This is a genomic window from Mucilaginibacter sp. P4_A11 (assembly GCF_056402535.1).
In genome coordinates this window covers 196927-217338 of sequence record NZ_JBFUHE010000010.1, presented here as the reverse complement: position 1 = coordinate 217338, position 20412 = coordinate 196927, and the positions used below count along the sequence as shown (strand labels likewise).

Below are 20412 nucleotides of genomic sequence, written 5' to 3'. Positions count from 1 at the left end.
GTCAGGCCAGTTTTAGTATCTTATTACCAACGCCGCATTGCAGGCATTTCTTATAGTTACAGTAATTATTTTTTAACTCAAGCAATGCCTGTGATTCAAACGCAGTATCAATTTTCACTCCTAAGTTAACAAAATCGGCGATAATATTGTTTTTTTCGGCCGGTAAATTTTCTAATAATTTAAGACTACGACTAATATAATATTGTTGCTGATGCTGTTTGCCATAACTAAAGAGGAACAAGGCCACAGTATTAAGCAACAAAATATCAACAGATCCATCGCCCATACTTTTTGACGATGGCTTGGATTGTACGTCAAACCGATAGTGATCTTCCCAGTAATCGTTCACTTTTATCTCTGTAAACAAACCACGCAGGGCTTTCACCTCTTTAATTTCCAGTATTTTGGATAGCAGATGGTTTGACTGTACTATAAGCGCTGCAAATTGCGCCAGTCTGATGGTCGGAAAGTTTTGAGGCCTTAACCGCATAAACTTCCACAGGTGGTTCTCAATCGGTTTAAGGTTATATTTTTTACTGAGATACCTGTATTCCTTTTGGAGTTTCAAAGGGTATTCATCTTTAAACTCACCCTCTAAAAAGCCGGCCTGTCCAAATATCAGCGCCTCTATTTGCATAGCGTTGTTTTTGTTTTTGGCGAGGATTAGCTGCTGCAGCGATTTAGCCATTAGTTCAAATGGCAAGGCATTAACTTTAAAGCCAAAATTTGCTGCCAGATATTGGTAAAAAGTTTCCTCCCAGTCGCCTTTGTTAAGTGCTAAAACTGCCGCTACATTGGCCGATCGCTTTTCCATCCGCTCAACAAGTACCCGGGTAAGCCAGTTTTGCATGGTGAGGCCGTCAACGGTTGCTATACCAGCTTCGCAGGGAATAAAAGTCTGATTGCCGAATACCAGTTTATGGTATTTGTTATAAAGCTCTTCACTGATGCGGTTTTGAAGTTCAAGCGTTGGGACTTTGCGCCCGTTTGGCAGAAACAACGGCACATCATTGCGATAAACTACATGCAGTATCACAGTATCATACGCCCCATCGTGTGTATGTCCATGCTTTTGCCAGTCGGAGGCAGAAAGGTGTACTTCCACATTTCCGGCCCAAACCGTTTCGCCGATGCGGATCCTGGCATTATGAAAATCAGGACCCGAATCAGAATTATGCAACCCTGCCGAAAAGATCTCCAGTTCTTCGCCATCTACGGTTTGCAGGTTTTCGCGTTCAAAAAGCCTGAACTTCCAGATGTAATGCAAAAAATCTTCGGTGAAAAGCATGGTTGTAGTTTAGTGAATGGTTGATAGGGTTAGATTAGGTTGATTAAGTTTTATTAAAGTTAAATATGCCGGTTATTATATTGGTATTGTACCTCTATTTTAAAATCCCTAATATTACGGAAACCAACAATATCTGCCAAGCCTATGAATGAAATAAAATCACCATTACCCCAAACCACGGGTGGGCGCATTAAATCCATCATTGGGGGATCGCTGGGTAATTTGGTTGAATGGTACGACTGGTATGCTTATACAGCCTTTTCCCTTTATTTTTCAGATGCTTTTTTTCCTTCAGATAATCAAACTGTACAGCTTTTAAACACGGCGGGTATTTTTGCCATAGGCTTTTTAATGCGGCCAATAGGCGGCTGGGTAATGGGGACCTTTGCCGACAAACGCGGTCGTAAAACCGCGCTCACATTTTCTGTGTTGCTCATGAGTGTCGGCTCGCTCATTATTGCCATAACGCCGGGCTATAAATCGATTGGTGTTGCTGCACCTATACTGTTGGTTTTAGCCCGTATTATCCAGGGCCTGAGTGTTGGTGGCGAGTACGGTACCAGTGCCACATACTTAAGCGAAATGGCCACGAAAAAACATCGCGGTTTTTACTCAAGTTTTCAATATGTAACGCTCATTATGGGGCAGTTGATGGCGTTGGGGGTGTTGGTTTTGCTGCAAAGAGCATTTTTATCTGAAAAACAATTACACGACTGGGGCTGGCGCATACCCTTTGGCATAGGGGCAATACTGGCCGTTACCACCATGTATTTACGGCGGAGCTTACAGGAGTCGGCATCATTTGAAAAGGAGGGAAGCAAATCCAATGCTCTGAACGGTACTATAAAAGCTTTAACGCAGCACCCTAAAGCGGTTTTTACGGTAATAGGATTAACCATTGGCGGAACGCTGGCTTTTTATACGTTCACTACCTATATGCAGAAGTTTTTGGTTAACACCTCAGGCTTTAGCAAAAGCGCAGCTACGCTCATTTCAACCTTAACATTGGCTGTTTTTATGGTGATACAGCCTCTATTTGGCTTACTATCAGATAAAATTGGCCGTAAACCATTGCTTATAGGTTTTGGGATACTGGGTACACTTTGCACTGTCCCTATTATGACCTTGCTAAGTCATACCAAAAATGTTTGGGTTGCATTTGCGCTTATTCTTTGCGCGCTAATCATTGTAAGCGGCTATACCTCCATCAACGCGGTTGTAAAGGCCGAACTTTTTCCGGCTAATGTACGCGCACTGGGTGTAGGCTTCCCTTATGCCATAGCCGTATCGTTATTTGGCGGCACTGCCGAGTATATTGCCTTATGGTTCAAAAATGAGCATCATGCGCAATGGTTTTACTGGTATGTGACTGTTTGCATCGCGCTGTCATTGATCCTGTACATCACTATGAACGATACGCGTAAACACTCAAAAATGGAAGATGAGTAGTCTGAATCAGAATTTACAGAATTTTTAAATTCACAGAATGAAAAAGCAACAATGTAAACTAATTGTTATTTAATCGTTAATTAGGTATTAGGCGGATTGGCCTTTCTAATACTAATCCTGCTAATTCTTGAATTCTGAAAATTCTGATCAATAAAAAGTATTAATTTTGCCCGTTCATTACAAGGGATAACCCTTAAATTTATGACTGAAACAAGCAATTTATTTCAACTGGCAGTAACATTACTGCAACAACTGATATCCATCCCGTCGTTTAGTAAAGAGGAAGACCGCACAGCCGATCTGATCAACGAATTTCTTGAATCACATGGTGTAACCACCCATCGCAAACTAAATAACATATGGGCCTGGAATAAACATTTCGATCCGGCAAAAGAAACCATCCTGCTTAATTCACATCACGATACCGTTAAACCCAATTCGGGCTATACACGTGACCCGTACGATGCAAAAATTGAAGATGGTAAATTATATGGTCTTGGCAGTAATGATGCCGGAGGCTGTCTTGTTTCGCTTATAGCGGTGTTCCTGTACTTTCATGATAAGGAAAACCTGAAATATAATTTTTGCTTAGCTACTACTGCCGAAGAGGAGATCTCAGGTGTGAATGGCCTTGAATTAATTATTCCCGAACTTGGTCAGTTATCTTTTGGTATCGTAGGTGAGCCAACCCTGATGCAGCTGGCTATTGCCGAACGTGGCTTAATGGTGTTGGATTGTACTGCCCACGGCCGTGCCGGGCATGCTGCCCGCGAAGAAGGGGAGAACGCTATTTACAAGGCCCTTACTGATATCGAGTGGTTCCGCTCGTTTAAATTCCCGAAAGAATCAGAAGTTTTTGGGCCGATAAAAATGTCGGTTACCATTATTAATGCTGGTTCACAACATAACGTGGTACCTGCCAGCTGTGTTTACACTGTTGATGTGCGTGTTACCGATGCTTACCGTAATGAGGAAGTATTGGAGATCATCCGGGAGCATGTGGTAAGCGAGTTAAAACCGCGTTCTATCAGGTTAAAACCATCATCTATCCCAAAAGAACACCCCATAGTTCAGGCCGGTATTGCGCTTGGCCGTATTACCTATGGTTCACCGACAACGTCCGATCAATCATTGCTTGATATTCCATCCATAAAAGTTGGCCCCGGCGATTCCGCACGTTCTCATACTGCTGATGAGTTTGTTTATGTGGATGAGATCAGGGAGGGTATCGAGCTGTATATTAAAATGCTGGAGAGTATTAATTAAACCGGATTTATAATAAACGTCATTGCGAGGCACGAAGCAATCCCCGACAGGCAGAGACTCTTTGCAAGTTGCTCTGTATAGTTTGGGATTGCTTCGTGCCTCGCAATGACGTGGTGGAGATGCGATTATTTTGCATCTCGAAGAAGATCCTTCGTTCCTCAGGATGACAAAGAAGTTTATTTAATAAAACAATAACCCCTTTAACCAAACGGCTAAAGGGGTTTATATTAATAAGGGGAAAGCTTTAAAAGCTATTTAACCGGCGTAGGTCTTACAGGCGTTAACGGAATTAGCCCCTTAAACATCTTTGCACCGTCACCGGTAAGCCTCAGGTAGTAATCGGCAGAGCAAGCTGTACCGTCTTCATCAAGGGTTACAAATGATGAGCCTGCCGGTACAAAATCCTGACTTTCGGCAGTTTTGGCTATCTGATTACCTTCGTTGTATTCATCAAACATGGAAATATAAAGGCCATTAGCGCCTACGCTTTGCATATTGAAGAACTGGCGCCACATAAAATCTCCGTGAGCACGCTGATGCCCCTGTAAATCGCCGGGTAGAATACATGGCTGATAATCAATGCCGTGAGCCTTGCAATACGCAACATCGGGACGGTTAACCGAGCTGTAAAAATTATCCGATTCGCTTTTATTACCAATCCTGCCAACCATCCATGGTGATATCATATCCAGAGCGCTATAAGCCGAAAGAAATGCCGGTTTTGAGTCGCTATCCTCGGTGCGCCAGTGGGTAGGTACGCCACCAATAACATAACATCCTTTACTTTTAAACCATTTGATAACATCCAAACACTGGGCGGCCGTAAAAGGATGGTTGTCATCGCTGAAACCAAAGCCCCAGATACATACTACAGGCATACCATTTTGCTTTGCATAAGCAGGAGAGGAGGTATAAACGGACATTTTGTTAGTCCAGTCGGTTTTTATTTCCGATTGCATGTTTTTCCAGCCACTTACATCGTACATGATGTAAAACTTAACGCCGTTTGCTTCGGCCGCTGTTTTGGTTTTAGCTGCCATAGCATCGCGTACAGGGCCTTCCAGTCCGCTTGGGTTAAAGCGCTGCAGGGCAGCGCCGTCAATGCCGTATTGCTTCATCCATTTAAACTGTATATCAATAGTTTGGTCGGAAAAGGATGAAAATACATTTGCCGGCTGGCCATTGTTCAGGTTTGCATATTTAGTAGGGAAAGTTTTGGTGTAATCGCGCACGTCGGGCCATGATACAATAGCCTTGTTGGTTGGCGATGGTTGCTCTTCCCAGGTTTGTGACCAATGCCAGTACCTATCAATCGGCGAGCCATCGCCAATGGCGGCAAACCATCCCTGGTAACCAACAATTACTTTGCCTACCACATCGCCAACGGGCGAAGGGGTAAGGTCTATCGTGTCTTTTGGTTTATCATCGGGTTTAATGTCACCGCCTCCGCCATTACTTTTCTTTGAGCAGCTTAATGCCAAAGCCACCATCGCAACAAGGCAGATGGTTATTGGATATTTACTTCTGGTACTTTTCATAGATTGTTGATTAATAGGCTTGTGTGGTCGATTATCTACTTTGAAGCTGTAGGCTCAATCATTTTGATAGAACCATCGGCATTGTAATAAAGCTTGTCTACGCAGATGGATCTTAACCAGTCTTCGTGTGATAATGCGCTGGTATGATAAAATGAATACCATTGCCCTTTAAACTGCACAATAGAACCGTGATTGGTATAGCTATCGGTTGGGTCCATGTAAATGCCGCCATACGTCCAGGGGCCAAGCGGGCTTTTGCTGGTGGCGTAATTCATGCGGTTATGTTTGCCGTTAACATCATGATTATCTGAATATGACAGGTAGTAGATCCCGTTGCGTTTATGTACCCAGCTTGCCTCGTGGAAATCTTTAAGGCCTTCCATCGGCTTCATTTCACCGTCAATTTCCATCATATTATCCTTTAGCTTGCCGCCTTTGCAGGTGCCGCCACCACCGTAATAAAAGTAAACCTGGCCATCGTCATCAACAAAAACGCAGGGATCAATCATTGATTCCAGCCCTTTGATATAGCCTTGTGAGGTAAAGCCGCTTGCAGGGCTTTTGCTGGTTGCTACGCCAATTTTCCAACTTTCGTTCCACTTGGTATCGCTTGGATGCGGAAAGTAAAAGTAATAGGTTCCGTTTTTGTACGCGCAGTCAGGGGCCCACATAAAACCACCTTCTTTGCGTCCCCAGGATACCTGGGCGGCGCGTAGGATTTCCCCATGGTCTTTCCAATGCACCATATCATCTGTCGAGAAAACGTGATACTGGTCCATCAAATCGCAGCCGCGTGCCGGATAAATATCATGCGACGCATAAACATACAAGCGGCCATCGGCCCAAACGTGTGCAGATGGATCGGCCGTGTACATACTCCTGATAAATGGGTTGCCACTGGTGGTATCGGTTTTAGTTTTTTTCTGCTGATTGGCTTTTTCCTGGGCTTTGGTGCAGCTGCTTCCTGCAAATACAAACGTTATTGCCAGCGCGGCAGGCAAAGCTTTTACAGCAAAGGGTTTAAGTAAAGTGGTTAAATTCATTATAATATCTCTGTTGTTAAAGCCGGTCGCAGGTCATAGATCCTGCAGCCGGCTTATTATTAATTTTGATTGGGGAATAATTATTTTGAGATAAACCTCAGGTCGTCAATACCGGTAGTCAGTTCGCTATGATCTTTACTATTTGTAAAGAAGAAGATGCGGAAGTGGTTTATAGCTGTGTAATCGGCACCGCCGTCACCTGTTTTGATGGATTTGTCAAAATCGAGCGTTATCTGGTTCCAACCGTTTTTAAGCGTTGGTATTAACGGTGCCACATCCCAGGCTGATTCATGATCATCTGATTTTCCAGAGCTGGTGATCTCGATAGACCCATCAGCTTTAAGTAAGGATACATCAGATACATACCACCAAAACCTGAACCTGCCATCCGCCTCACCGAATGAGGTATTAACCGGTGGAGTAGCATCTTTAATGAACTGCATGAAGTCGCTGCCACTGGCAATGGAATTCTTTAAGTAGCCGGTGCCTTCTTTTTGGCCGGCAGTTTCTATGTTGGGCGTACCAACGGTTTGCCAGCCATCGGCTTTATCAACATTATCAAAAATTACAGGAGGCGGCGCAGGAGCAGCCCTGAACACCAGGTCGTCGATACCGGTAACCAAAGGGGCATGATCTTTACTTGTTGTAAAAAAGAAGATGCGGAAGTGGTTTATGGCCGAATAATCGGCACCGCCATCGCCGGTTTTGATTGCCTTGCTGAAATTAAGTGCAATTTCATTCCATCCGTTTTTTAGGCTTGGGATCAAAGGTGCAACATCCCAGGCCGATTCGTGATCATCAGATTTTCCGGAACTTGTGATCTCAATAGAACCGTCGGCCTTAAGCAAAGTTACGTCTGAGATGTACAGCCAGAATTTAAACTGGCCGTTATCAGCGTTAAGTTTGGTATTAAAAGGCGTGGCTACGTCTTTTATAAACTGCATAAAATCGCCACCGCTTGCAATGGTATTTTTTAGATAACCGGCGCCTTCTTTTTGGCCGGCGGTTTCTATGTTAGGCGCACCTACGGTTTGCCAGCCATCCGCTTTATCCACATTGTCGAACGTGATCAACGTAGGGTCGGCCGGAGGCGGGGCTGTAGTATCGGGCGGCGGTGGTTTCAGGAATGAAGTATCGCGCGAGGTGTATTTTTCTTTTTTACAGCCTGCAACTACCAGGCCTATCATCAGGATGGAGCATACCATCGTTGTTTTAATGAATTTCATTTCCTTTTGGTTTTTGATTAACTTATTTAGGAATATCTATCTGTACTATTTCCGAAAAATTTGAGCTGTTGAAGCTGTCATTCAGACGAGCTCCAACACGTACAAAAAAGGTACGGCCCGGAATAAGGTTGGGCACAGTAAGAGTTATTGATTTTTCAGCGGCGCTCATATCAATAAATGCCTTGTTGATACTTTTGGCGTTCACATCCGAAAAATCACGGATAGAGGCCCCGGCACCTACCAGGCTTGTAGTATTTACATAAGGTTGTACATCTTTAATAGTTGGCAAACCGGCAATAATGGGTGCGTCTATATCAAATGTGAGCGTAAGTGTGGTACCTGTTAGCGTGTGGGTGAAGTTTTTGATCAAAAGGTATGGCGTAACCGTAAAATCATGCTTTGTGCCTTTATCAATATTAACGGTCACCGTATCGGTAACGGGCCAGAAAGCGCCCCCGGTAGGTACAATTTTATACCCGCCTTTAAAAAGTTTTGAATTTTCAAACGTGCCGTCAAATTTACATGGGATGGTTTGCGGGGTGGTCCAGCCTATTTGCTGAAGCCTTATCTGGCTGCTGCCCCCCGATGTAAGTAAGTTGCCGCCGGTAGATGCAATGATATTGCCCTGGAGCGACGCGTTAGGGCCATCGTAATTATCTGTTTTTGTGCAGGCTGAACTTGCCAGCATAGCCACGCCTATCCACAATATATTAATCAGTTTTTTCATATCTCAAATTTTTTATTTCTTAATAATTAGGATTATTAGGAAGCAGATTGGGGTTCTGGTTTATTTGACCACCCGGAATTGGCTCGTAATAAAACTGCTTCTGGAAAGTATATTCACGGTTGAAGAGTTCGGTCTCGGCCAGGAATATGTATTTACTTTCATTAAATACATAATAAGGCATCAGGCCTTTAAAATGTGCGCGGTCAAGCACTACATCGGCAGTCCTCCACCTTTTCAGGTCCCAGTAATACTGGTTTTCAAAGGCCAGCTCCATACGCCTTTCCTTACGCACTTTATCAAGATCAATAGAAGCATAAGGTGTTGCACCTGCCCGTTCCCTTATCTGCCTGATGTCTTCAAAGGCATCTGCTGTGTTGCCTAATTCTATGGCTGCTTCGGCACGGTTCAGTAACACCTCTGCATAACGAAGGTCAATCCATGGCTGGATACTCTTATACAGGTCAACGTTGGTTTTAGCAGCGTTATAGTTAATATATTTACGCACGTAAAAACCGGTACGGGTTAACTGGTCATCACCCAGGTTGTTTGAAATACCGGTAAAGCCAATGATCTGTTTGGCGTTAGGATCACCAGCACTGGGGTATAACACGTTTGGATCGGTTTGCAATACCCATGAACGTGAATTTGGGGCCTTAGCCACTTCGGCCGCGGCTGTACCGCTAAATGATGGATAAATACCTCTTTGCGTATCAAAAGCAAGTCCTCTCAGCGTTTCGCCGGGAAAGTAAACGGTTGCCCGGAGCCGTGGTTCCAGTCCCTGAGCCAATTCTGCAAGGCTGCTGAAACGTTTAGGTGTGCCGTCACTATTGGTTAAAGGCAAATTGCCCCAAAGCTGCACAAAATCCAACGTAGGGTAGGAGCGCGAAAGCCCACCGGCAGTCATACGACCCGGCGACATGGTAGCATCCCAGCTGTGCGCGCCTGCAGGGGTATTAATGTTAAGGGTAAGGGAATACTGCCTGACAAAAATATTTTCCTTACTGCCGGCATCCAAAAACAGGTCAGTGTAGTTCTTAACCTTGTCTGACGAATTCGCATTGTACAGCGAATAGTGGCCGTCTAATAATTTAGCAGCGTCATAAGCAGCCTGGAAATATTTAGTTGCCTGATCTGCCGGGATTCCTACCAAACCTTGAGATCGTGCAGCACCGTCAACAAAGTTAACTGAGCCGTATTTGGCAATGCAGGCGGCATACAGCATCGTTCTTGATTTTAATGCGGCGGCAGCATATTTGTTGGCCCTGCCGGCATCATTGGTTTCGGGCAGCATTTGGTATCCTAAATCAAGCTCTGCGCCTATGAAATCCCAGGTGGCCTGTTCCTTATCACGATGTACCTGCAAGGTTGCCAACGGTGCACCGGGATCCTGCGGAACGGTTATTATCGGAACGCCGCCATAACGCTTTACCAGGCCGAAGTAATAATATGCCCGTAAAAAATGCGCCTCGCCCAAAAGTGAGTTTACAGTTGCCTGTGTAAGGGCAGCCGCGTGTTTAGGCAGTTCAGCTATCAGGATATTCACATTCCGGATATCGCCGTATGGCCAGTAACCGAAACCGCCGCCAATATCCATGCCGCCATAGGGACCTACCTCTTCGCCTGTAACTGAGGCCGTATTGTAAAAATTCATCCACGGGTTTCCTGGATTAAAGCCAGGGACATGAAGGCCGGCATTATCATCGCCGCCATCCGGCCGGTATTTAAAATCCTCAATGGGTAACTTTGCATATATAGTAGCCAGGAGCGATTTAACGCCGGCCTCGCTGTTGTATATAATATCCGTAGTAACGATATTGGTTGGCGGGATATTCAGCTTCTGGCAGGAAGTCACCACTGCGCCCATTCCTACAGTTATTGTTATAATTAATTTCTTAATACTTTTCATGTTTCAATAAATTTAAAAGGAAACGTTTGCACCAAAATTGAAGGTCCTGTTCATGGGATAGGTATATCCAAGTTGTGCTCTGTCAAAACCAGTATCGCTTGGGCTGGGGCCCTGGTGTTCTGGATCGTAATTTTTAAGCCCGGTAAAGGTTAACAGGTTGTAGCTGTTTACATAAACCCTTAGTTTTTTTACCCCTATGGTTTTTAATACACTTGGTGATAATGAATAACCAAACTCCAATGATTTTACACGCAGGTAGCTTGCATTTTGTATGGCTTTAGTACCAACTGCATCCGGCGATCCCATTGCCGGGTAATATCCCGGAATCCATTGTGTATTAGGATCAAAAACGTTTGCAGAAGGGTCTGCTGTGTGCCAGCTGTCAAGAAAGCGGGTAAGAGCGCTCCTGTTATACATCAGCGGAGATGCAAATTGCTCGCCGTATTGTACATATACACCCGCGGCACCCTGCAAAACCATGTTCATATCAAAGCCTTTGTAGCTTAAACCAAGGTTGAAGCCGTAATTATATAAAGGGATACCGGTAGTGGCAATAGGGTGTTTGTCATCGTCGTTTATTACCCCGTCGTTGTTCCAGTCTTTATAGTAATAGTCGCCGGGAATAACATTATTATTACCGCCGCCAGTGTTTACACCGTAATTGTAGATTTGGTTGTAGTTGGTGAACTGACCGGCATATTCCTGGTCCCACCAAACATTCTGGTACCTGTTGGTTTGATTTTCTTTCCAGTTTAAATATTCATTGCCCGATTGCGAACGAAGCACCTTTCTTTTTTCTAAACGGGTTGTGCCTATATTACCGGCAACATTTAAACCAACCGCGCCAAATGTAGTGTGGTAAGCCAGGTTAAAGTCAATCCCCTGCACACGGTCACTTTCGTAGTTGATCTGCGGTACAGCAGCACCTACAGTGCCTGGTATGCTTACTGAAGGCGTTGCTGGTAATCCTGTTCTGTCGTTCCTGAAAACCTCTATGGTACCACTCACCTTGTTGCCAAAAAGACCAAAGTCAAGGCCGATGTTTTTGATGGTATTTACAGACCAGGTTAAACCGGGGTTGCCCAGTTTGGGTACCGAGCCATTAACAGCGCTTTGACCAAAGATATAAGAGTTGGTGGAAGGGTAAGTGTATCCGTTAACATAACTAAATGCAGCCGCGTTGCCTTCATCGCCGGTTTGACCGTATGAGGCCCTTAACTTTAAGCTGGAAAGAATGTTTTCAGGAACCAGCTTGCGGAAAAAGCCCTCTTTAGTTAAAACCCAGCCTATTGATCCACCAGGGAAAAAGCCCCATTGATCTGGCCCGGGCTGATACAGGTTATTACCGTCCCGCCTAAAACTGAACTCAAACAGGTACTTTCCCTTATAGTCATAATTAAACCTGCCGATGAGACTCTTGTGCGCGCGGTCTGTAAGGGCGCCACCATCCATGTAGCCTTGCATATTAGAATTTGAAAGGCCGCCGAACAAATAATCTATAGGTATCTCAACATCACGGTAGGCGGCAAAGTTATCGCCTGTTTCGTGGCTCTGCTCATAGGTGAACATCGCCGCTACGTGATGGTCATTAAAAAAGGTATGATTATAATTTAATGTTAACTGGCTTAGGGTGTTTAAATGGTTATAATATTGTCGGGTGATACCTGCCGGCGAATTTATCACGCTTGGGATATAAATATCATTTGCTGCATCATAAGTGTACAGGTTGGATGTCCTTCTTACCAGGTTGTTATCGGCAACGCCATAATCAATATTAAATAGAGCTTTGGCAGTTAAGCCGGTAATGCCGGGTATGTCATAAGTTAAATTTAACTGGCTTGTGATTGCCTTGTTCCGGAACCGTTTAAAGCCCACTTTGTCTGAATTGGTGATAAGGGCCGGGTTCATATTATCTCCGCCGGGTATTTTGTAAGGATACAGCGGGTTATCATTGGCATAAACCGGCTCGGTAGGCTTCATGTTCCAGGTATACTTATAAATGGTCCATTCATCGGTAAATGGTTGGTTTTTTTCGTCCATCCAGGCCGATGTAAGCACCTGTGCTTTTAAGCCTTTAATTATGTTAGCGGTAACGTTTGACCTGAAATTATACTTGTTGTAATTTAAATCACCTGATTTAAAGACACCATCCTGGCGTTGGTAACCAAAGTTGAAAAAGTAGCTTAGCTTTTCGGTTCCGCCATCAATGTTTAAGTTATGCTGTGCCTGATTGGCCGTTTTCCTGAAAGCCAGGTCTACCCAGTCTGCCGATTTGCGGGTTCCTTTAAGATATGGTTCAAAATTGGCATATGTATAAGTGGGCGCTGCATTGTGCTCAAAGTTGTTGGTGAAATCGCGTTTGGTCTTTTCGTTTGTAAGCAACATAAAATCCACAGCGCTTACGCCTTCGGGCATTCCCAAAAATGTTTGTATTGCGTTATTGTATGAATAATTAATGTTGATCGTCCCGTTTTTAGATCCCTTTTTGGTAGTAATTAAAATGGCTCCCCCGGCAGCGCGCATACCGTATATAGATGCAGCTGCGTCTTTTAATACTGATATGCTTTCAATCTCATTGGGATCCATGCGGCCAATGGTTGATTGGTCGCCGCCGATAACACCGTCAATTACCACAAGTGGTGCGCCCTGATAGCCCCTGATGTTAAAGTCATTGGCGTAAGATCCTGGTTCGGCCGTTCTTTGAACAATTCTTAAGCCTGGTATCTTACCGCTCAGCGAGTTTATAACACTCTCATTTTTGGTTGTAGTGATATCTTTGCTTTGAAGGGTAGCGATAGACCCTGTAATAGTTGCCCTTTTTTGAGTACCATAACCTACAACTACCACTTCATCAAGGGTTTTATTTGCCTGGGTTAACGCAATAGTGCCGCCTTTTACATCTTTTACGGCAATTTCCCTGGTAGCGTAGCCTATGAATGACACCTGTAAAATAGCATTGGCATTGGCTATTTTTAGGCTGAACGCTCCGTTAAGGTTGGTTATAGCACCGATAGTAGTGCCTTTAACTGTTACACTTACCCCCGGAAGTGTGGACCCATCGGTTAAGTCTATTACTTTACTGCTGAAGGTAGTTTGCTGGGCTAACAAACTAAGCGGGAAAAGGAAGAAAAGTATAAGTAAGTATTTATATTTTTTCATATCGTCTCTCTTTGTTGATTGTTTAAGTTTATTGGTTGGTTACCATTTCGGGTAGTGAATAGCGCATGCAGCAGCAAGCCTTATGGCGGGTTGGGGGCATAGTAATACATGGTTTAAAGAGTTTGGTTAAAGCTGTGCTTCTTTGCTGTTAAGCGTTGAAAGTGCTGTAACTGGTTTATAATTTCAAGTACAAAACAACAGGCCGGCATTAATAAAAAATAAATAATACATTAATAAAGGCCGTATTAGTGCTCAAAAACGCGGTTTTATGATTTTTTTTGCAATCGATTGCGGGAAAATGGGCTTTGCCAGAAAAAAAAATAATTCTTAATGATACAGGTTATAGGTTGATGCATTTTTAACAAAATGTGATACAGATTAGCAGGTATATAATTATTTGCACGAAGAAACGAAGCGAAGCAGTAAATAATGTGATACAAGTCATTGATTTTTGCTTAAAAAATGTAGTTTTAAAATTCGTGAACCAATAAACTTATATACCCTTATCTTAATGCCCCTTAAACGTGCCTGTCAGCTTCCTGTAAAACTGCTATTGCTTATTATATTGTGTTGCGTAAACTGCTTTTATGCATCCGCACAAAAAAAGAACGCCGGGTATAAGTACCATATCCGCAGGGCTACATCGGCTATTACTATTGATGGGGTGATGAACGAGCAAGCCTGGATGCAAGCCGATTCGGCGGGTGACTTTTTTATGGTGTTGCCGATGGATACCAGTAAGGCCACAGTTAAAACCGAGGTTAGGATGACCTATGATGATAAAAACCTGTACATCATAGCCATCAATTATAACTCGGTACCGGGGCCGTATATGGTTGAGTCATTGAAGCGCGATTTCAATTTTGTGAAAAATGATAACTTCCTGATTTTCATGGATCCGTTTGATGCCCGTACCGATGGATTCAGCTTTGGTGCCAATGCAGCCGGCGGGCAATGGGACGGGAGTATGTATGAAGGCGGAAAGGTTGACCTGAGCTGGGATAACCGCTGGTACTCGGCAGTGAAAAATTATCCCGACAAGTGGATCTGGGAAGCATCTATCCCGTTCAAAAGTATCCGTTATAAAAAAGGCATCAAGGAGTGGGGTATCAATTTTAGTCGCAATGATCTTAAAACCGCTGAGAAATCAAGCTGGACGCCTATTCCACGACAATTTCCTACCGCTTCACTTGCATATACCGGTACACTGGTATGGGATGAGGCACCGCCAACTGCCAGTAGTAATGTTTCGATCATTCCGTACGCACTTACAGGCTTATCCAAAGATTATCAGCATAATACCAAAACTGAATATAAACACGAAATAGGAGGTGACGCCAAAATCTCCGTTACCCCATCGCTAAATCTTGATTTAACGGTTAATCCCGATTTTTCGCAGGTGGATGTTGATCAGCAGGTGATTAACCTTAACCGCTATGAATTGTTCTTTCCTGAAAAACGGCAATTCTTTTTAGAGAACGGCGACCTGTTTGCCAATTTTGGCTATTCGGATATCCGCCCTTTTTTTTCGAGGCGGATAGGATTGAACGTGCCGATTGACTTTGGTGCAAGGTTAACAGGCAAGCTGGACAAGGACTGGCGTATCGGCGCTATGGATATCCAAACCGGCGGCTCGGGCAGCGTGCCGCAAGCACCGGAGAACTATGGCATCATTACCCTGCAACGGCGGATCCTTGATCGTTCAAACATTGCCTTCCTGTTTGTGAATAAAGATGCAACTGCCAATATCCCCGGCACCAATACAGGTTCAACGGCTTATAACCGTAACATAGGTGCTGAATTTAACCTTGCATCGCGCAGCAATATCTGGACTGGCAAAGTGCTCGCCCTGAAATCTTTTACACCCGGTGTAAGCGGACATGATTATGTAGTATCCGATCATTTTCAATACCTGAGCAAATATTGGACACTGTATCTTCAGGAAGAATATGTTGGCAAAAACTATAACGCCGAAGTAGGTTATGTGCCCCGTGTTGGTTATGTAAAGCTGAGTCCGCTTTTGTTACGTAATTTTTTCCCTAAACAGGGCAGTATCCTGAGCCACGGCGTTCAACTTACATCCAATTACTTTTTTGATGAGTCGTTTCATCGTACCGACAATGAAAGTATTCTGTCATACCTTATTACGTTCCGTAATCGTGCAACATTGTCGGTGTCGGGTATCAATGATTATGTACGGCTGCTAAAGCCTTATGATCCTACCAATATTGGTAAAGGTTTATTGCCAACCGGTTCTGAACATAACTGGAACACTATTGATGTACAGTTTGCATCCAAGCCGCAAAATGTGTTTACCTATTTGCTGGAGGCGTCGCACGGGGGCTATTATGATAACGGCGTTCGTAACAGCGTTACAAGCTTAATAGGCTACCGTTTTCAGCCTTATGTAAATATCGCCATCAATACCTCATTCAATGATCTGAGGCTCCCTCAGCCTTTTGGTCATAATACCTTCTGGCTTGTAGGGCCTAAAATTGATGTTACATTCACCAATACATTGTACTTTACTACTTATATACAATACAACCAACAAATAGATAATATCAACATTAATACCCGCCTGCAATGGCGCTATAAACCGGCATCCGACTTGTTTATTGTTTATGGCGATAATACCACGCCATCGCCCTATACCGTAAAAAACAGGCAATTAACTTTAAAGTGGACTTACTGGTGTAACTTATAACAGTATTGTTATAAACAAGCGCAGTTGATTACTGTTGGACTATTAATCTGATATCTGCCTATAATGAAAAAACTGATCATATTTGATTTGGATGGCACCCTCGCCGAAAGCAAGGCTGCCCTTGACAAAGAAATGGCTTCGCTCTTAACTGATTTGCTGAAAGTTGCAAAAGTGGCCATCATATCCGGAGGTGACTGGCCGCAGTTTGAAAAGCAGGTGTTATCAAATTTGCCTAACAAACAATCGCTCAAAAACTTATCGATATTGCCAACCTGCGGCACCAAATACTATCAGTATAAAAAGTCGGGCTGGAAAAAATTGTATTCTGAAGATTTTACTGATACCGAAAAACAGGAAATCATTGCCAAACTAAATGAAGCTGTTGAAACATCGGGTGTTAAAGCAAAGAAAACCTGGGGCGATCAAATAGAAGACAGAGGCAGCCAGATTACCTTTTCGGCCTTGGGCCAGCATGCACCGCTTGATGAAAAGAAAAAGTGGGACCCTAAATACACCAAGCGCAAAAAGATCAAGGCGCTGCTTGATAAATCACTTACCGGTTTTTCGGCACAAATAGGAGGGATCACTTCTATTGATATAACCAAGCTGGGCATTGATAAAGCTTATGGGATCCATAAACTGCAGCATACTTTGGAGATCCGAATCAAACAAATGATATTTATTGGCGATGCCCTTTTTGAAGGAGGCAATGACCACCCTGCCCGCAAAACTGGGGCCGATTGTATCCAGGTACGCGACCCGGAAGAAACCAAGCGGGTAGTTGAAGGAATAATTGTTTGCTTAAAATAAAATCCGCCTGCTTTTTTTCGTTTACATCATCTTGAAATGTTGATTAAAAGTAAAGTGTACAATTTACACTTAAGTGGGTGCCGAAACTGTCTATCTTTGCGGCATGGAAGCAGGTTCAAGTATAAAAAGCACATCCCCGAGTGTAGTTTTAACCATAGCCGGGTTTGTAAAATTTACCTTTATGGGGTATTTTACTATCGGGTTGAGCCTCGGGGTGCTTCCGGTATTTATTCATAACCAATTAGGTTACAGTGCTATGGTTGCAGGTGTTGTGATCAGTCTGCAATATTTGAGCACCTTTTTATTCAGAGGTTACGCCGGAAATATCATCGATAAAAAAGGGCCAAAACCTGCCGTGATCACAGGTATGATAGGTTTCGCCCTTAGCGGATTATTTTTATTTGCTGCCTTTTTGCTTAGAGAACACCGGGAGATTTGTTTGCTGCTACTGGCATTAACACGGCTTGTAGCCGGCTTTGGCGAAGGCTTAATTGGTGCAAGCCCCATTAATTGGGCTATCAACGCGGTTGGAGAAGAAAACACGGCAAAGGCCATATCGTACAATGGTGTCGCAAGTTATGGCGCCCTTGCTGTTGGTGCGCCAATTGGGATATTGCTTGACAATAGTTACAGTCTTGCCGGTATGGGCGTTGTCGTATTTGTAATCGGGCTTATCGGATACTTATATGCCAAAAGAAAAGAGGGGCTGCGAAATGAAAGCAGCGAACCCGGAAAATCTTTTTTATCTGTGCTAAAAACTGTAGCGCCATATGGGCTTTGTCTTATGCTCGGAGGCTTAGGTTTTGGAGCCATCTCTACCTTCATTACATTGTATTATGCTTACCTGAACTGGACGAACGCAGTATTGTGCCTATCGGTATTTAGTGTGTTTTTTATCCTGGGCAGGCTTATTTTTGCCGGGGCCATTGACAATTACGGAGGGCTTAAAACTGGCATAGCATGCCTGGCTGTAGAATCGGTAGGGTTGATGATCCTTTGGTTTGCCCACATGCCCGAAATCGCACTTATTGGTGCGGGCATAACCGGCCTTGGATTTTCACTTGTATTCCCTGCACTTGGGGTAGAAGCAGTTAAGTTAGTACCCGGCTCAAACAAAGGAGCTGCATTGGGGGCTTACGGCTTATTTATGGATATTTCACTCGGCCTTACCGGGCCATTGGTAGGCGGGGTAGCAAGCCATTTTGGAATGTTATATCTCTTTCCGTTTAGCATGGGCATGGTATTTTTAGGCTTTATTTTATGCCTGCTTATTGGCTGGAGGATAAAAAGTTTTAGGCCTTTGAGCAGTCCGCTCAATTAATCTAATTCATCCCTTTCGTAAGGGATCTTGAAGCTAAACGTGCTGCCTTTGCCCGCATCGCTTTTTACACTGATACTTCCTTTTTGCAGTTCGATTAATTGCTTGCAGATGTATAAACCAAGGCCAGTGCCGGTATTGCCTTTTGCCGAATTGGTTTGATAATATTTGGAGAAAAGACTAACCTGCTGTTCCTGGCTAATACCAGCTCCTGTGTCAATAACATCAACCGTCAATCCTCCTTTACCATCGGTTAACTTCAATGTTGCTTTGACCTTTACATTACCAGTATCAGTATATTTAATTGCATTACTAACAAGATTTACGATGATCTGCTTAAGCCTGAAACTGTCGCCTAAAACTTCAGCTTCCGGGTCTCCGTCAAAGTGGTAAGTCAATTCAAGCTGATTTTTATCAGCACTGAATTTCATGCTTTCAATTACTTCTTTCATTGTATTATCCGGGTTAAACGGATCATGATGGATCTTCAGTTCACTGCTTTCCATTTTAGCTGCGTCAAGGGTATCATTGAGGGTTTGCAGCAAAAGATCGGATGATGCCCGTACCGTGCCCAACATTTCTGATTGTTTTGGCGTGAGCGTTGTTCTGCTGAAAATATACAGGAAACCATTTATGGATGTAAGCGGATTGCGGATTTCATGGCTCATATGCAACAGCAGGTCCATTTTTTGCCTTGCTATCATTACTGCCCGCTCATTCTCCTTAAGTAAAAGCTCTTCAGATTGCCCCAGCTTAATAACAAACACAATCAGCAATACTGCAAAAGCCAAAAGCAATAAAAGCGCGATAAGGTAAAGTCTGTTTAGTAAGCTGGTTGTTTCAAGGTAGCTGTTAAAAGCCAAACCCTTAAAGGCATCGGTCATACTGTAGTTGATGTCTTTAATCGTAGTAATTAACTGCTCCATTTTATGGGTAATGCGCATGTTAAGCGCAATGAGCTGTCGCTGCGTTTCCTGTAATTTTAAGTTGCTCTGTTGTAATTGCTTAAGCTTATTAAGATAGGTGACCTTATCTTTATTCCGTAGCTTTTGAGTGACAGAATCGACGTAAACCCGTGTCCGGTGATTAATGACAACGTTACCGGGACCGGTGGCATAGGCATTTTTATTTTTTATAGCTTCTTTGATCCTTGCAAAAAAACCTTTCTTTTTCAGTTTACCAGGTTGAGTTAAGGTATCGCTACTGTTTTGGGTTTTTTGACTGCTTTTAACAGTAAGCTTGTTTTGAGCTGTCACTGTGATAAGCTCCGAATAACTGGATAGCAATGAATCAAAGTCATGCCGGGCGGAAAGAAGGTCGGCAGATAGTTTTATTTTTTGATTATGCCATGTGTGAAGCTGTGCACGTTGTTCTGCATTAAGTTTGGTAGTATCATGCTGCATGTTGAGCAGCGTATCAATTTCTGTAAAAGCCAGCGCAAGTTTATTTTGATAGGCCCTGGCTTTATCCGCGTCCTCGTCTACAAGTGATGATTGAAACAGATCTTCGGCTTGATGGAGCAATAGCAGGGCCTGTTGGGGCCTTGAATTATTAATATCCATAAGATGTGATACCTGGGCGGTGTGGGCCAGCCTTTCGGTGATCATATCCCTCACAAAAAGGGCGGCAATAATTAAAATTATGGTAAAGGCTAAAAAAGCAAGCAGGATCTTCCTTGATAAAACGTTCATATAGTTGTTTTCATTAGCTATGGTGATATCAATTATAAAACAGATATCGCCGGCTCTAATGGTTTTAAGGAACAATGATAATGATAAAAATAATACAAATAATCAATGACCACCATGATTGAACGTCAGTGCCTTTCATGCACAGGTTTAATATTTAACCAATACTTTATAGAATGATTTTCGTATATATTAAATGCTTTGGATGTTACGAAGAAAAAGGAGAGTTACTTTAACCCCAGGTTACAAAGCAGATAAGTCCGGTGATTTTAACGAGGATGCTGAAA

13 protein-coding genes are annotated in these 20412 nt (G+C 43.4%); 5 read left to right on the top strand and 8 right to left on the bottom strand.

Translation table 11 applies throughout. The annotated features are described in order from the left end of the window. Nucleotide 1: 1 nt before the first annotated feature. Nucleotides 2-1288: a DUF2851 family protein gene (locus tag AC1DUD_RS19925; protein ID WP_477377553.1), complete on the bottom strand. Its 1287-nt coding sequence runs from the start codon at nt 1286-1288 to the stop codon at nt 2-4. 144 nt (nt 1289-1432) lie between these two features. Here AC1DUD_RS19925 and AC1DUD_RS19920 point away from each other — a divergent pair, with 144 nt between their 5' ends. Together AC1DUD_RS19920 and AC1DUD_RS19915 are read left to right on the top strand one after the other, a co-directional pair. Next, nucleotides 1433-2737 (top strand): MFS transporter, encoded by a 1305-nt coding sequence (locus AC1DUD_RS19920; protein ID WP_477377551.1) that lies wholly within the window; start codon nt 1433-1435, stop codon nt 2735-2737. A gap of 201 nt (nt 2738-2938) precedes the next feature. Further along, entirely contained in the window at nt 2939-4003 is a 1065-nt protein-coding gene (locus tag AC1DUD_RS19915; RefSeq protein WP_477377549.1) for a M20 family metallo-hydrolase, read from the top strand. A gap of 251 nt (nt 4004-4254) precedes the next feature. Here the strand turns inward: AC1DUD_RS19915 and AC1DUD_RS19910 are convergent, their stop codons facing one another. From AC1DUD_RS19910 to AC1DUD_RS19885, 6 genes are all read right to left on the bottom strand, one after another. After that, nucleotides 4255-5541, bottom strand: coding sequence for a glycoside hydrolase family 99 protein (locus AC1DUD_RS19910; protein WP_477377547.1), 1287 nt, complete (start codon nt 5539-5541; stop codon nt 4255-4257). A 35-nt stretch (nt 5542-5576) separates the two neighbouring features. Further along, nucleotides 5577-6584 carry a family 43 glycosylhydrolase gene (locus tag AC1DUD_RS19905; protein ID WP_477377545.1) on the bottom strand — a complete coding sequence of 336 codons (1008 nt, stop codon included), beginning with the start codon at nt 6582-6584 and terminating at the stop codon, nt 5577-5579. A gap of 80 nt (nt 6585-6664) precedes the next feature. Then, the gene (locus tag AC1DUD_RS19900) at nt 6665-7810 is read right to left on the bottom strand and encodes a hypothetical protein (RefSeq protein ID WP_477377543.1); all 1146 of its coding nucleotides are present in this window, start codon (nt 7808-7810) and stop codon (nt 6665-6667) included. 22 nt (nt 7811-7832) lie between these two features. Beyond that, complete coding sequence (locus tag AC1DUD_RS19895; RefSeq protein ID WP_477377541.1) at nt 7833-8537, bottom strand: DUF3823 domain-containing protein; 705 nt, start codon at nt 8535-8537, stop codon at nt 7833-7835. Between the two features lie 19 nt (nt 8538-8556). After that, nucleotides 8557-10443, bottom strand: coding sequence for a RagB/SusD family nutrient uptake outer membrane protein (locus tag AC1DUD_RS19890; RefSeq protein ID WP_477377539.1), 1887 nt, complete (start codon nt 10441-10443; stop codon nt 8557-8559). Nucleotides 10444-10455: 12 nt separating this feature from the next. Beyond that, a complete protein-coding gene (locus AC1DUD_RS19885) occupies nt 10456-13602 on the bottom strand; it encodes a SusC/RagA family TonB-linked outer membrane protein (RefSeq protein ID WP_477377537.1) in 3147 nt (1048 codons plus the stop codon). 511 nt (nt 13603-14113) lie between these two features. On the opposite strand from AC1DUD_RS19885, the gene AC1DUD_RS19880 reads away from it, so the two are divergent. From AC1DUD_RS19880 to AC1DUD_RS19870, 3 genes are all read left to right on the top strand, one after another. Beyond that, nucleotides 14114-16309: a carbohydrate binding family 9 domain-containing protein gene (locus AC1DUD_RS19880; RefSeq protein WP_477377535.1), complete on the top strand. Its 2196-nt coding sequence runs from the start codon at nt 14114-14116 to the stop codon at nt 16307-16309. Nucleotides 16310-16372: 63 nt separating this feature from the next. Further along, nucleotides 16373-17119 (top strand): HAD-IIB family hydrolase, encoded by a 747-nt coding sequence (locus tag AC1DUD_RS19875; protein WP_477377533.1) that lies wholly within the window; start codon nt 16373-16375, stop codon nt 17117-17119. Nucleotides 17120-17222: 103 nt separating this feature from the next. Further along, entirely contained in the window at nt 17223-18440 is a 1218-nt protein-coding gene (locus AC1DUD_RS19870) for an MFS transporter (RefSeq protein ID WP_477377531.1), read from the top strand. Here AC1DUD_RS19870 and AC1DUD_RS19865 read toward each other — a convergent pair. Next, a complete protein-coding gene (locus AC1DUD_RS19865; protein ID WP_477377529.1) occupies nt 18437-20203 on the bottom strand; it encodes a sensor histidine kinase in 1767 nt (588 codons plus the stop codon). The two genes, AC1DUD_RS19870 and AC1DUD_RS19865, sit on opposite strands and share 4 nt — an antisense overlap. Nucleotides 20204-20412: the final 209 nt, after the last annotated feature.